General features: G+C 61.7%; 13 protein-coding genes. 10 read left to right on the top strand and 3 right to left on the bottom strand.

Annotated features, from left to right (window positions below; translation table 11 throughout):
* Window positions 1-23: 23 nt before the first annotated feature.
* Complete coding sequence (locus EL191_RS18875; protein ID WP_013717016.1) at window positions 24-791, top strand: FCD domain-containing protein; 768 nt, start codon at window positions 24-26, stop codon at window positions 789-791.
* A 55-nt stretch (window positions 792-846) separates the two neighbouring features.
* On the opposite strand, the gene smpB is transcribed toward EL191_RS18875, so the two are convergent.
* Complete coding sequence (gene smpB / locus EL191_RS18870; RefSeq protein WP_013717015.1) at window positions 847-1,329, bottom strand: SsrA-binding protein SmpB; 483 nt, start codon at window positions 1,327-1,329, stop codon at window positions 847-849.
* Window positions 1,330-1,456: 127 nt separating this feature from the next.
* Between smpB and EL191_RS18865 the strand changes: the two genes are divergently transcribed.
* Genes EL191_RS18865 through EL191_RS18855 form a run of 3 tightly spaced genes read left to right on the top strand, consistent with a single transcriptional unit; the run spans window position 1,457 to window position 3,608 of the window.
* Window positions 1,457-2,860, top strand: a complete 1,404-nt coding sequence (locus EL191_RS18865; RefSeq protein WP_026042229.1) for a sodium-dependent transporter — start codon at window positions 1,457-1,459, stop codon at window positions 2,858-2,860.
* On the top strand, window positions 2,861-3,295 hold the full coding sequence (locus EL191_RS18860; protein ID WP_017363682.1) for a type II toxin-antitoxin system RatA family toxin: 435 nt from the start codon (window positions 2,861-2,863) through the stop codon (window positions 3,293-3,295). It begins immediately after the preceding gene.
* Window positions 3,288-3,608 carry an RnfH family protein gene (locus EL191_RS18855; protein WP_017363683.1) on the top strand — a complete coding sequence of 107 codons (321 nt, stop codon included), beginning with the start codon at window positions 3,288-3,290 and terminating at the stop codon, window positions 3,606-3,608. Before EL191_RS18860 ends, EL191_RS18855 begins: the two co-directional genes overlap by 8 nt.
* A gap of 75 nt (window positions 3,609-3,683) precedes the next feature.
* On the opposite strand, the gene EL191_RS18850 is transcribed toward EL191_RS18855, so the two are convergent.
* The gene (locus tag EL191_RS18850) at window positions 3,684-4,202 is read right to left on the bottom strand and encodes an outer membrane protein assembly factor BamE (protein ID WP_013717011.1); all 519 of its coding nucleotides are present in this window, start codon (window positions 4,200-4,202) and stop codon (window positions 3,684-3,686) included.
* Window positions 4,203-4,296: 94 nt separating this feature from the next.
* Between EL191_RS18850 and fur the strand changes: the two genes are divergently transcribed.
* Window positions 4,297-4,701 (top strand): ferric iron uptake transcriptional regulator, encoded by a 405-nt coding sequence (fur, locus tag EL191_RS18845; RefSeq protein ID WP_013717010.1) that lies wholly within the window; start codon window positions 4,297-4,299, stop codon window positions 4,699-4,701.
* 109 nt (window positions 4,702-4,810) lie between these two features.
* Here fur and recN read toward each other — a convergent pair whose 3' ends face one another.
* Window positions 4,811-6,487: a DNA repair protein RecN gene (recN, locus tag EL191_RS18840; protein WP_041980693.1), complete on the bottom strand. Its 1,677-nt coding sequence runs from the start codon at window positions 6,485-6,487 to the stop codon at window positions 4,811-4,813.
* A 158-nt stretch (window positions 6,488-6,645) separates the two neighbouring features.
* On the opposite strand from recN, the gene grpE reads away from it, so the two are divergent.
* From grpE to carA, 5 genes are all read left to right on the top strand, one after another.
* Window positions 6,646-7,215 (top strand): nucleotide exchange factor GrpE, encoded by a 570-nt coding sequence (grpE, locus tag EL191_RS18835; protein ID WP_041980695.1) that lies wholly within the window; start codon window positions 6,646-6,648, stop codon window positions 7,213-7,215.
* Window positions 7,216-7,314: 99 nt separating this feature from the next.
* On the top strand, window positions 7,315-9,231 hold the full coding sequence (gene dnaK / locus EL191_RS18830; protein WP_013717007.1) for a molecular chaperone DnaK: 1,917 nt from the start codon (window positions 7,315-7,317) through the stop codon (window positions 9,229-9,231).
* A gap of 135 nt (window positions 9,232-9,366) precedes the next feature.
* On the top strand, window positions 9,367-10,497 hold the full coding sequence (dnaJ, locus tag EL191_RS18825; RefSeq protein ID WP_013717006.1) for a molecular chaperone DnaJ: 1,131 nt from the start codon (window positions 9,367-9,369) through the stop codon (window positions 10,495-10,497).
* Window positions 10,498-10,570: 73 nt separating this feature from the next.
* Window positions 10,571-11,374, top strand: coding sequence for a 4-hydroxy-tetrahydrodipicolinate reductase (dapB, locus tag EL191_RS18820; RefSeq protein WP_041980696.1), 804 nt, complete (start codon window positions 10,571-10,573; stop codon window positions 11,372-11,374).
* Window positions 11,375-11,564: 190 nt separating this feature from the next.
* Entirely contained in the window at window positions 11,565-12,713 is a 1,149-nt protein-coding gene (gene carA, locus EL191_RS18815; protein ID WP_041980697.1) for a glutamine-hydrolyzing carbamoyl-phosphate synthase small subunit, read from the top strand.
* The last annotated feature ends 16 nt before the right edge of the window (window positions 12,714-12,729 follow it).

Below are 12,729 nucleotides of genomic sequence, written 5' to 3'. Positions count from 1 at the left end.
TCAAACCAATGGAGATGCGGGTGATGGAAGTAGGTTTGGTGCGGCAGCGACGTCTCTCCGATGACATCGTTGCGCAACTGGAGACGATGATTCTCGAAGGCACCTTGCGTGCCGGCGAGAGGCTGCCCGCCGAGCGAGCGCTGGCAGAGCAGTTCGGCGTTTCCCGCCCGTCCCTGCGTGAAGCGATCCAGAAGCTGGTGGCCAAGGGGCTACTGGTCAGCCGCCAGGGTGGCGGCAACTACGTGGCCGAAACACTTGGCTCGACCTTCAGCGATCCGCTGCTGCAGTTGCTGGAGAACAAGGAGGATGCGCAGCGCGATCTGCTGGAGTTTCGCCATACGCTGGAAGGCTCTTGCGCCTACTATGCGGCCCGGCGAGCGACCGAGATCGACCGGCAGCGCCTGACCGAGGCGTTCGAGGCGTTGCAGGATTGCTATACGCGGGCCGGCAAGGTTACGCGTGCAGAGGAGGGCGCTGCCGATGCGCGTTTCCACCTAGCGATTGCAGAGGCCAGTCATAATGCCGTTCTGCTGCACACGATTCGCGGGCTGTTCGATCTGCTCAAGCGCAACGTGGTGACCAACATCGGCGGCATGTATGCCCAGCGCGAAGAGACGCGCGACATGCTGATCGGTCAGCACCGCGCGTTGTACGAGGCCATCATCGAAGGGCGTGCGGAAGACGCGCGCGATCTGTCCAACCAGCACATCGATTATGTGCAGGAAGTGCTTTCGGAAGTTCAGCTGGAAGCCCAGCGCGTGGCGCGCGCGCAACGACGGCAAGGGCTGTAGAACCCTGTGCAGCGGCGATGATGCCAGGCATCATCGCGGTCGCTGGAGTGCCTGCTTACTCGTCCTTGCCCTTGCTGCGCATGGCGCGCTGGACTTCGCGATTGGCGTCGCGCTCTTTCTCGACGTGACGCTTGTCGAAGTCCTTCTTGCCCTTGGCCAGGGCGATCTCGCACTTGACCAGGTGCTGCTTCCAGTACAGCGACAAAGCGACGCAGGTGTAGCCTTTTTGCTGCACGGCGCCGAACAGCTTGTCCAGTTCGCGCTTGTTCAGCAGCAGCTTGCGCGTGCGAATCGGATCGGCGATGACGTGAGTACTGGCGGTTTTCAGCGGGGTGATATGTGCACCCATCAGCCAGGCCTCGTCGTCCTTGAGCAGCACATAGCTGTCGACCAGTTGAGCCTTGCCGGCGCGCAGGCTTTTCACTTCCCAGCCGGCCAGGGCGACGCCCGCCTCGAACTTCTGTTCGACGAAGTAATCGTGCAGCGCTTTTTTATTCAGCGCGATGGTGCCTTGAGGATGTTTCTTTTGCTTAGCCATAGGGCGCGCATTATAGGGAGTCGCCCGCGCCTGCGCCATGGGGCTTTACCGAGCCAAACTTGAGCCCATGTCGCTAATCTCCGACAATGCGCGATCTTTTTTCCCGCAGTCTGGGGTCTTGGCGACAATGGCGAGCGACAAAGTTTCAATTCATGGTGCGTGGGCCAGTCGTTGGGTGTTCATTCTGGCAGCCACCGGTTCGGCCGTAGGCCTCGGCAATATCTGGAAGTTTCCCTACATGACGGGCGTCTACGGCGGCGGTGCGTTCGTCGTGATGTACCTGTTCTGCATCGCCCTGGTGGGCGTGCCGATCATGCTGGCGGAGACCCTGATCGGTCGCCGCGGTCGGCAGAGCCCGGTCAACGCGATGAAGAGCCTGGCGATCGAGGCCGGGGCATCGAAGCGCTGGTCGCTGGCGGCATTGATGGGGATGGTCGCCGCACTGCTGATCCTGTCCTTCTACAGCGTAGTGGCGGGCTGGTCGCTGGATTACATCCTTGGCATGGGCCGCGGCGACTTTACCGGTATCAGCGCCGATGGTGCCGGTGCGGCGTTTGGTGGCCTGACCTCCGACCCGTGGCGGCTGACCCTGTGGCACAGCCTGTTCATGCTGGGGACCGCATTCGTCATCGCTAAAGGTGTGGTGGCCGGACTGGAGCGCAGCCTGCGCATCATGATGCCGCTGCTGTTCGTGCTGCTGCTGGTACTGCTGGGGTACAGCTTCACCACCGGGCATTTCCGCGAAGGCTTCGACTTTCTCTTCCATTTCGATCCGAGCAAGGTGCAGGACGGCATTCTCGCTGCCATGGGCCATGCGTTCTTTACTTTGAGTGTCGGCGTCGGCTCGATCATGGTCTACGGCGCCTATATGCCGAAGAAGGCGTCGATTGGCGCCACGGTACTGACCGTTGGCCTGCTCGATACGCTGGTGGCGCTGACCGCCGGTATGGCGCTGTTCCCCATCGTGTTTGCTGCAGGCCTGGAACCGGGCGGTGGGCCGGGGCTCATGTTCGTCACGCTGCCGATCGCCTTCGGCAATATCGCTTTCGGCCAGGTGATGGGGCTGATCTTCTTCGTGCTGGTAGCCGTCGCTGCCTGGAGTTCGTCGATCTCCATGCTGGAGCCGGCCGTGGCCTACTTCGTCGAAAAAACCGGGCGCAGCCGTACCCAGGTAACCGCTGTACTGGCTCTGTTCTGCTGGGTTTTCGGCATGGGCACGGTGCTCTCGTTCAACCTCTGGGCTGATGCCAAGTTCTTCGTCTTCGCCGAGGATGGCTTCCATCTGCTGCAGTGGGGCGCCGAGGGCGGCAAGACCTTCTTCGACAGCATCGATTACCTCACCAGCCGTATTCTGTTACCACTGGGCGGGTTGTCCTTCGCCCTGTTCGCCGGCTGGGTACTGCATCGCGACGCCGTGCGCGAAGAGTTGGCCATCAGAAGCCCGCTGCTGTTCAATCTGTGTCTCTGGCTGATTCGCGTCGTGGCGCCAATCGGCGTGCTGATCGTATTCATCGCGGAGCTGAGCAAGTAAATGACTACTCGAATCCAGCGCTCGGCGTTGCTGCCTTATCCGGCGCAGGCGCTGTATGACCTCGTTAACGATGTGGCCAGCTACCCGCAGTTTCTGCCCTGGTGTAGCGCCAGTGAAATATTGGAAGCCAGCGAGACGCACATGCTGGCTAGCCTCGAAGTGGCCAAGGGCGGTATCGGCCAGCGCTTCGTCACGCGTAATGTGCTGCTGCCCGGGCAGCGCATCGAGATGAATCTTCAGGAGGGGCCGTTCACCAGCCTCAATGGCATCTGGGAGTTCAAGGCGCTGGGCGACAAGGCCTGCAAGATCAGCCTGGACCTGACCTTCGACTACGCCGGGCCTCTGGTGCGCGCCACGCTGGGCCCGTTGTTCAACCAGGCGGCCAACACCATGGTCGACGCCTTCTGCCAGCGAGCCAAGCAGTTGTATGGATAAGCCCAGTATCGCTATCGAGGTGGTCTATGCCCTCGCTGAGCGGCAGAAGCTCCTGCGCCTGTCGGTGCCGGTTGGCACGACGGTGCGGGAAGCGGCATTGCGCTCAGGCATGCAGCAGTTCTTCCCTGAACTGGACCTCGGCCAGGCGCCGTTGGGTATTTTCGGCAAGGCGGTAAGCAAGCCGGAAGATCGAGTGCTGGAGGAAGGGGAGCGAGTCGAGATCTATCGGCCGCTGATTGCCGATCCGAAAGAAGTGCGCAAGCAGCGTGCAGCCAAAGCCAAGGCGCGGGAAGACGGCGGGGAGCCAGCCTGATTACTGCAAGACCGTTCGGCAGAGGGTAGATATGAAAAAAGCCCGGACTCGTCCGGGCTTTTTCGTGTCCGCTTGTTACTGCGGATCGGTATCCAGCGGCTCGGGGGTCGGAACCGGGACGGTCTCGACCTGATCCACTTCGCGCTGGATCTGTTCCAGCAGGGAACCGGGCGCTGGCGGGGTGTCTTCCTGCGGTTTGGCTTGCGGCTGGGCACTGCTGGTGTCGCTGCCTTCACCCATGATCGCCTGATCACGGCTGACGCCAGGCATGAAATCGCCGGCCAGGCCGACCAGTTGGTCGCTGCCGTCGAACACCAGGCTGACGCGCTCCTGCAGGCGTTGACCGCCGCCTGGCTGGATGCTGTACAGGTAATCCCAGCGATCGGCATGGAAGGTGTCGGTGATCAGCGGGTTGCCCATGATAAACCGCACTTGGCGCCGGGTCATTCCAGGGCGCAGCTGGTCTATCATGTCCTGTGTCACGACATTGCCCTGTTGAATGTCGATCTTGTAAACCCCGGGGAATGAACAACCGGCGAGTGCGAAGAGCCCGGTCAGCGACAGGCTGGTCAGCAAGAGCTTGGTTTTTTGCATCGGAGGGTGACTTCCACTATCTTGGGCAACTTGAACCCCGGATCATACCCGTATTGAAGGGTGCTGCGAAGCAGCATCCATGAGAAAGCAGACCATGGTTGAAAATAACGAACTGCGCAAAGCTGGACTGAAGGTGACTCTGCCACGGGTCAAAATCCTGCAGATGCTCGATAACGCCGAGCACCGCCACATGAGTGCGGAGGATGTTTACAAGGCGCTGATGGAAGCGGGCGAAGACGTTGGCCTAGCCACCGTATACCGCGTGCTGACTCAGTTCGAGGCCGCTGGCCTGGTGGTGCGTCACAACTTCGATGGCGGCCATGCCGTGTTCGAGCTTGCTGACAGCGGTCACCACGACCATATGGTCTGTGTCGATTCCGGTGAGGTGATCGAGTTCTTCGATTCCGAGATCGAGAAGCGCCAGAAGGAAATCGTCAAGGAGCACGGCTTCGAGCTCGTCGATCACAATCTGGTGCTGTACGTACGCAAGAAGAGCTGATGCTTCTGCGGTAATGAAAAAGGCGACCTTCGGGCCGCCTTTTTGTTTTGTCCTGGCTGGATGTAATGCCGCAGGCTCGCTGTCCCGGGGCGTGAGGGGGGAAGGCGTTTCAGGCGGCCTGCGCGCTGGTGACCATCTTGCGGGCATGGGCCAGGGACTCTGCGGTCAGGTCGACGCCGCCGAGCATGCGCGCGATCTCCTCGACACGGCCGCTTTCGTCCAGCTTGCTCACAGCAGTGGACGTGGCATCCTCGCCGCGCCGCTTGTGTACGAACAGGTGCTGGTGGCCCTGTGCAGCCACCTGCGGCAGGTGGGTCACGCACAGCACCTGGCCGCGCTCGCCGAGGCGGCGCAGAAGCTGGCCGACCACTTCGGCAGTGGGGCCGCCGATGCCCACATCCACTTCATCGAATACCAAGGTCGGAACCCGTGAGGTTTGTGCGGTGATCACCTGGATGGCCAGGCTGATGCGCGACAGCTCGCCGCCCGAGGCGACCTTGGCCAGGCCGCGCAGCGGCTGACCAGGGTTGGCACTGACCAGGAACTCCACGGTTTCCAGGCCATTGGCATGTGGCTCTTCGTTATTCATGGCCTGCAGCTGGATGTTGAAACGCCCTCCAGGCATGCCCAGCGCCTGCATCTCCTGTTCTACAGCCGCTGACAGGCGCTCGGCGGCGTTGCTGCGCAGCGTGCTGAGTTCGGCTGCCTTTTCCTGATAATGACGCTCGTAGGCGGCCAGTTCCTCGGCCAGGCGTTCACTGGCCTGGTCGTCGGCATTCAGGCCTTCGAGTTCTTCGAACAGTTGTTGTTGCAGGGCGGTCAGCTCGGTGGGCTGGATGCGGTGCTTGCGCGCCAGGGTATAGATGGTGTCCAGGCGTTCTTCGAGAAACTGCTGGCGCTCGGGATCGGCGTCGAAGTGATCGACGAAGCGGTTGAGTTCACCGATGGCTTCCTCCACCTGAATTTGCGCACTGGCCAGCAGATTGCTGGCTTCGCCGATGGCGCCGCTCTGGCCGCCGAACGCACCCAGGCGGTTGAGGCTGGCGGTGAGTGCCGACAGCACATTGCCTGCGTCGCTTTCGCTGCACAGGTCGAGCACCTGGCGACAGGCGCCGAGCAGTGCGTCGGCATTGCTCAGGGCCTTGTGCTCCTGCTCCAGTTGTTCCAGTTCGTTGTCGCCTAGGGCGAGATTCTCCAGCTCTTCGAGTTGATAGCTGAGCAACTGGTGGCGGGCGCGCTGTTCGTCACCTTGGCTGGAAATTCGCTCCAGCTCGTTACGCGTCTGCTTCCAGCGTTGCGCGGCGAGTTGCACCTGGCGCGCCAGTTCCTGGCTGCCGGCGTATTCGTCGAGCAGGCGGCGATGGGTGTCGGTCTTGAGCAGTGATTGATGTTCGTGCTGGCTGTGGATGTCGATGATCAGCTCGCCAATGGCCTTGAGGTCCGCCTGTGGGCAGGGGCTGCCATTGATGTAGCCGCGCGAACGACCTTCGGCGGTGATCACCCGGCGCAGGATGCACGGCCCATCGTTGTCCAGATCACGTTCGGCGAGCCAGGAGCGGGCCTCGGGGATGTCAGCAAGGTCGAAGCTGGCGAGGATGTCCGCCTTGTCCGCGCCAGGGCGCACCACCCCGCTGTCGGCGCGATCACCCAGGCACAGGCCGAGGGCGTCGAGCATGATCGACTTACCGGCACCGGTCTCGCCGCTGATGGCGCTCATGCCGGCATCCAGTTCGAGATCCAGGTGGTCGACGATGGCGTAATTGTGAATGGACAGGTGCACCAGCATGGCGAACGCTCCCGAGTTGATGTCTGGTTATTTATACAGTGTTTTTTCTTTTCCTGGCAATCCTCGTCTATCGCCCCTTGAAAGCTGTGGAATTGGCTCCATATAGGCGGCAGGAGCGCGAGCCGGACTCGCGCCGATTCATTCGAGAGGAGATAGGCATGGCTGACGAACAGAACCTGGATACGCAGAACCCCGAGACTCAGGCGGCCGAGAACGCCGCGTCGAGCGACGACCTGGCGGCTCGCGTACAGGCCCTGGAAGAGCAGCTGGCTGCGGCGCAGGATCAGTCTTTGCGCGTAGCGGCCGAGCTGCAGAATGTGCGCCGTCGCGCCGAGCAGGATGTGGAGAAGGCGCACAAGTTTGCGCTGGAGAAGTTCGCCAACGACCTGCTGCCGGTGGTCGACAGCCTGGAGCGTGGTCTGGAGCTGTCCAGCCCGGACGACGAAGCCATCAAGGCTGTGCGTGAGGGTATGCAACTGACCCTCAAGCTGTTCCTCGACACTCTGGCGCGTCATCAGCTCGAAGCGATCGACCCGCATGGCGCTCCGTTCAATCCTGAGCATCATCAGGCGATGGCGATGGAGGAGAGCATCAAGGTCGAGCCGAACTCGGTGCTCAAGGTGTTCCAGAAGGGTTATCTGCTCAACGGTCGTCTGCTGCGCCCGGCCATGGTCGTGGTCAGCAAGGCGCCGACCACGCCGCCGCCGTCCATCGACGAGCAGGCTTGAAATTTCCGGGGGCGACCCCATTTTTGAATCAAGCGTTTTAGTGCTGCCGGCGCCTGTGAAACGAGGCGACGGAAAAATCAAAGTTTCGGGAGAATTGTCATGGGCAAAATCATCGGTATCGACCTGGGGACCACCAACTCCTGCGTCTCCATTCTGGAAAACGGCAACGTCAAAGTGCTGGAGAACGCCGAAGGCGCTCGCACTACGCCGTCCATCATCGCGTACGCCAACGACGGCGAAATTCTGGTTGGCCAGTCGGCCAAGCGTCAGGCTGTGACCAACCCGCACAACACCCTGTATGCGGTGAAGCGTCTGATCGGTCGTCGTTTCGACGAGGATGTCGTGCAGAAAGACATCCAGATGGTTCCGTACAAGATCGTCAAGGCTGACAACAACGACGCCTGGGTCGAAGTGAACGGCCAGAAAATGGCGCCGCCGCAGATCAGCGCCGAAGTGCTGAAGAAAATGAAGAAGACCGCCGAGGACTACCTGGGCGAGCCGGTGACCGAAGCGGTGATCACCGTTCCGGCCTACTTCAACGACAGCCAGCGTCAGGCCACCAAGGACGCCGGTCGCATCGCCGGTCTGGACGTCAAGCGCATCATCAACGAGCCGACCGCGGCTGCACTGGCCTACGGCATGGACAAGGCCAAGGGCGACCACACCGTGATCGTCTATGACCTGGGTGGTGGTACCTTCGACGTGTCGGTGATCGAGATCGCCGAAGTCGACGGCGAGCACCAGTTCGAAGTACTGGCCACCAACGGTGACACCTTCCTCGGTGGTGAGGACTTCGATATTCGCCTGATCGATTACCTCGTCGACGAATTCAAGAAAGAAACCGGCATGAACCTCAAGGGCGACCCGCTGGCTATGCAGCGCCTGAAGGAAGCTGCCGAGAAGGCCAAGATCGAGCTGTCCTCGAGCCAGCAGACCGACGTCAACCTGCCGTACATCACTGCAGACGCGACCGGTCCTAAGCACCTGAACGTGAAGATCTCCCGTTCCAAGCTGGAGTCGCTGGTCGAAGATCTGGTGCAGCGCACCATCGAGCCGTGCCGCACTGCACTGAAAGACGCCGGTATCGACGTCAGCAAGATCGACGACGTGATCCTGGTCGGCGGTCAGACCCGTATGCCGCTGGTACAGAAGACCGTTGCCGAGTTCTTCGGCAAGGAGCCGCGCAAGGACGTCAACCCGGACGAAGCCGTGGCCATGGGCGCTGCCATTCAGGGCGCGGTTCTGGCTGGCGACGTCAAGGACGTGCTGCTGCTGGACGTTTCCCCGCTGACCCTGGGTATCGAAACCATGGGCGGCGTGATGACCGCGCTGATCGAGAAGAACACCACCATCCCGACCAAGAAGTCGCAGGTGTTCTCCACTGCCGATGACAACCAGAGCGCCGTGACCATTCACGTGCTGCAGGGTGAGCGTAAGCAGGCTGCGCAGAACAAGTCGCTGGGCAAGTTCGACCTGGCCGAGATTCCGCCGGCTCCGCGTGGCGTGCCGCAGATCGAAGTGACCTTCGATATCGATGCCAACGGTATCCTGCACGTGTCCGCCAAGGACAAGGCTACTGGCAAGCAGCAGTCCATCGTGATCAAGGCCAACTCTGGTCTGTCCGAGGAAGAGATCGAGCAAATGGTGCGTGACGCCGAGGCCAACGCCGAGGAAGACCGCAAGTTCGAAGAGCTGGCCACTGCTCGTAACCAGGGTGATCAGCTGGTGCACGCGACCCGTAAGATGCTCACCGAGGCGGGCGACAAGGCCACTGCCGACGAGAAGGCAGCGATCGAGAAGGCCATTGGCGAGCTGGAAGTTGCCGTGAAGGGCGACGACAAGGCGGCCATCGAAGCCAAGATGAACGCACTGTCCGAAGCTACCACGCCGCTGGCGCAGAAGATGTACGCCGAACAGCCGCAAGGTGGTGCCGCGCAGGCCGATGCCGGCGATGCCAAGGATGCTGGTGACGACGTGGTCGACGCTGAGTTCGAAGAGGTCAAGGAGAACAAGTAAGGGACGCGGCCTGCTCAGCGGGCCGCCTCTTCTTTACGCTCCACCGTCGCTCGCGACGGGCAGGATTCGCCGCGCGGGAGCCTTCTCCCGCGTCGGCGTATCTGGAGCTCACGAATCTGAGAGTGCAGCACAACTATGGCAAAACGTGATTATTACGAGATCCTGGGGGTCGAGCGCGGCGCCAGCGAGGCCGAGCTGAAGAAGGCTTATCGACGCCTGGCGATGAAATATCACCCGGACCGCAACCCGGACGACAAAGACGCCGAAGAGAAATTCAAGGAGGCCAACGAGGCCTACGAAGTGCTCTCCGACGCCAGCAAGCGTTCAGCCTACGATCAGTACGGCCACGCCGGGGTCGACCCGCAGATGGGCGGTGGCGGCGGTGCCGGTTTCGGTGGCGCCAACTTCTCCGACATCTTCGGCGACGTCTTCAGCGACTTCTTCGGCGGTGGTCGCGGCGGCGGCTCTCGTGGCGGTGCCCAGCGCGGCAGCGACCTGCGCTACACCCTTGAGCTGGACCTGGAAGAAGCGGTGCGTGGCACCACCGTGACCATTCGCGTGCCGACCCTGGTCGGTTGCAAGACTTGTGATGGCAGCGGTGCCAAGAAGGGCACCAGCCCGGTCACTTGCACAACTTGCGGTGGTATCGGCCAGGTGCGCATGCAGCAGGGCTTCTTCTCGGTACAGCAGACCTGCCCGCGCTGCCATGGCAGCGGCAAGATGATCACCGATCCCTGTGGCAGCTGTCATGGTCAGGGGCGTGTGGAAGAGAGCAAGACGCTGTCGGTCAAGGTGCCGCCAGGTGTCGATACCGGTGATCGCATTCGCCTGTCCGGCGAAGGTGAGGCGGGCGCGCATGGCGGCCCGGCCGGTGACCTTTACGTGGTGGTCAACGTCCGTGAGCATGCGATCTTCCAGCGCGATGGCAAGCACCTGTACTGCGAAGTGCCGATCAGCTTCGCCGATGCGGCGCTGGGTGGCGAACTGGAAGTGCCGACCCTCGATGGTCGGGTCAAGCTGAAGATTCCGGAAGGCACCCAGACCGGCAAGCTGTTCCGCCTGCGTGGCAAGGGCGTCGCCCCTGTGCGTGGTGGCGCGGCCGGCGATCTGATGTGCCGGGTGGCGGTGGAGACGCCGGTCAACCTGAACAAGCGTCAGCGTGAGCTGCTCGAGGAGTTCCGCAAGTCGCTGCAGGGCGACGACTCCCACTCGCCCAAGGCCAGTGGCTGGTTCGAAGGCGTGAAGCGCTTCTTTGGTGACGTATAACCACGACTGCAGGCTGGCGGCAGGCTTCAAGCCTTCGTCTGTGGCCTGTGGCTTGCAGCCTGGAGCTGATTGTATGCAACGTATCGCAGTAATGGGCGCCGCCGGGCGCATGGGCAAGACCCTGATCGAGGCCGTCAGTCAGGCCGAGGGCGCGAAGCTCAGCGCCGCCATCGATCGTGCCGACAGCAGCCTGATCGGTGCCGATGCCGGTGAGCTGGTCGGTCTGGGCAAGATTGGCGTGACGCTGGTGGGTGACCTGGCCGCGGTGCTTGATGATTTCGACGTACTGATCGACTTCACTCATCCGTCGGTGACGCTGAAGAATCTGGAAGTCTGCCGTCAGGCGGGCAAGGCCATGGTTATCGGCACTACCGGCTTCACTGTCGAGGAAAAGCAGCTGCTCAGCGAAGCGGCCAAGCAGATCCCCATCGTCTTCGCCGCCAACTTCAGCGTCGGCGTCAACCTCTGCCTGAAGCTGCTGGATACCGCCGCTCGCGTACTGGGCGACGACGTGGATATCGAGATCATCGAGGCTCATCATCGGCATAAGGTCGATGCACCGTCCGGCACTGCGCTGCGCATGGGTGAAGTGGTCGCGGACGCGCTGGGACGTGATCTGCGGAAGGTTGCTGTCTATGGGCGTGAAGGTCAGACCGGTGCTCGTGAGCGCGAGACCATCGGTTTCGCCACTGTGCGCGCCGGTGATGTAGTGGGTGACCACACCGTGCTGTTCGCCGCTGACGGTGAGCGCGTGGAAATCACTCACAAAGCCTCCAGTCGCATGACCTTCGCCAAGGGGGCGGTGCGTTCCGCGCTGTGGCTGCAGCAGCGTTCGCCTGCCCTGTACGACATGCAGGACGTGTTGGGCCTGCGTTGACGCGAATGTGTGACTGAGGCGTCTTATCGGGTGGACCGAAAAAGGGTTTTCCTGTAAGCTTCCTGTTTTAGTGTGTCCACTAAAAGTTACGCAGAATGGCTCAAATAAAAAAGCGGGATGACCTTCACACGTCATCCCGCTTTTTTACAACCTGCGTTTGCTTCAAGCCTTGATCGAGACGGAGGTCTTCTTGACTAAGCCAGCCCCCAAACCTGCCATTTTGGCCCTTGCTGACGGCAGCATTTTTCGCGGCGATTCCATCGGGGCCGATGGCCAGACGATCGGAGAGGTGGTGTTCAACACCGCCATGACCGGCTATCAGGAAATCCTTACCGATCCATCCTATGCCCAGCAGATCGTTACCCTGACTTACCCGCACATCGGCAATACCGGCACCACGCCGGAAGATGCCGAGTCCAACCGCGTCTGGGCCGCTGGCCTGATCATTCGCGATCTGCCGCTGATTTCCAGCAACTGGCGTGACAAGCAACCGCTGGACGAGTACCTGAAAGAGAACGGTACCGTCGCCATCGCCGGCATCGATACCCGTCGCCTGACCCGCATCCTGCGTGAGAAGGGCTCGCAGAACGGCTGCATCCTGGTCGGTGACGACGCTACCGAAGAGAAAGCTTTGGAGCTGGCGCGCAGCTTCCCGGGCCTCAAGGGCATGGACCTGGCCAAGGAAGTCACCTGCGACAAGCCTTACGAATGGCGCTCCAGCGTGTGGAGTCTGGAAAACGACAGTCATCCGGAAATCGCCGCTGCCGATCTGCCGTACCACGTCGTTGCCTACGACTACGGCGTGAAGCTGAACATCCTGCGCATGCTGGTCGCTCGCAGCTGCCGTCTGACCGTGGTGCCGGCGCAAACTCCGGCCAGTGAAGTGCTGGCCCTGAATCCTGATGGTGTGTTCCTCTCCAATGGCCCTGGCGATCCCGAGCCCTGCGACTACGCGATCAAGGCGATCAAGGAAATCCTGGAAACCGATATCCCGGTATTCGGTATCTGCCTCGGTCACCAACTGCTGGCGCTGGCCTCCGGCGCCAAGACCCTGAAAATGGGTCACGGCCACCACGGTGCCAACCACCCGGTACAGGATCTCGACACGGGCGTGGTGATGATCACCAGCCAGAACCACGGTTTCGCCGTGGACGAGAACAGCCTGCCGAGCAATCTGCGCCCGATCCACAAGTCGCTGTTCGATGGCACCCTGCAGGGCATCGAGCGTACCGACAAGGACGCCTTCAGCTTCCAGGGGCACCCTGAGGCGAGCCCCGGCCCGCACGATGTGGCTCCGCTGTTCGACCGCTTCATCGAAGCCATGGCCAAGCGCCGCTAAGCCCGCCGACTGACCC

It is taken from the genome of Pseudomonas mendocina (assembly GCF_900636545.1).
Taxonomy (GTDB): Bacteria; Pseudomonadota; Gammaproteobacteria; order Pseudomonadales; family Pseudomonadaceae; genus Aquipseudomonas; species Aquipseudomonas mendocina.
Note: the sequence above shows the minus strand (reverse complement) of the source record. Positions and strands in the feature narration are given on the sequence as shown.

Coding starts and splice junctions, on each gene's coding strand:
- EL191_RS18850 (WP_013717011.1), bottom strand. CDS start 4,202: ATGCAAAAAACCAAGCTCTTGCTGACCAGCCTGTCGCTGACCGGGCTC.
- smpB (WP_013717015.1), bottom strand. CDS start 1,329: ATGGCTAAGCAAAAGAAACATCCTCAAGGCACCATCGCGCTGAATAAA.
- dnaJ (WP_013717006.1), top strand. CDS start 9,367: ATGGCAAAACGTGATTATTACGAGATCCTGGGGGTCGAGCGCGGCGCC.
- EL191_RS18855 (WP_017363683.1), top strand. CDS start 3,288: ATGGATAAGCCCAGTATCGCTATCGAGGTGGTCTATGCCCTCGCTGAG.
- fur (WP_013717010.1), top strand. CDS start 4,297: ATGGTTGAAAATAACGAACTGCGCAAAGCTGGACTGAAGGTGACTCTG.
- EL191_RS18865 (WP_026042229.1), top strand. CDS start 1,457: ATGGCGAGCGACAAAGTTTCAATTCATGGTGCGTGGGCCAGTCGTTGG.
- grpE (WP_041980695.1), top strand. CDS start 6,646: ATGGCTGACGAACAGAACCTGGATACGCAGAACCCCGAGACTCAGGCG.
- EL191_RS18875 (WP_013717016.1), top strand. CDS start 24: ATGGAAGTAGGTTTGGTGCGGCAGCGACGTCTCTCCGATGACATCGTT.
- dnaK (WP_013717007.1), top strand. CDS start 7,315: ATGGGCAAAATCATCGGTATCGACCTGGGGACCACCAACTCCTGCGTC.
- dapB (WP_041980696.1), top strand. CDS start 10,571: ATGCAACGTATCGCAGTAATGGGCGCCGCCGGGCGCATGGGCAAGACC.
- EL191_RS18860 (WP_017363682.1), top strand. CDS start 2,861: ATGACTACTCGAATCCAGCGCTCGGCGTTGCTGCCTTATCCGGCGCAG.
- recN (WP_041980693.1), bottom strand. CDS start 6,487: ATGCTGGTGCACCTGTCCATTCACAATTACGCCATCGTCGACCACCTG.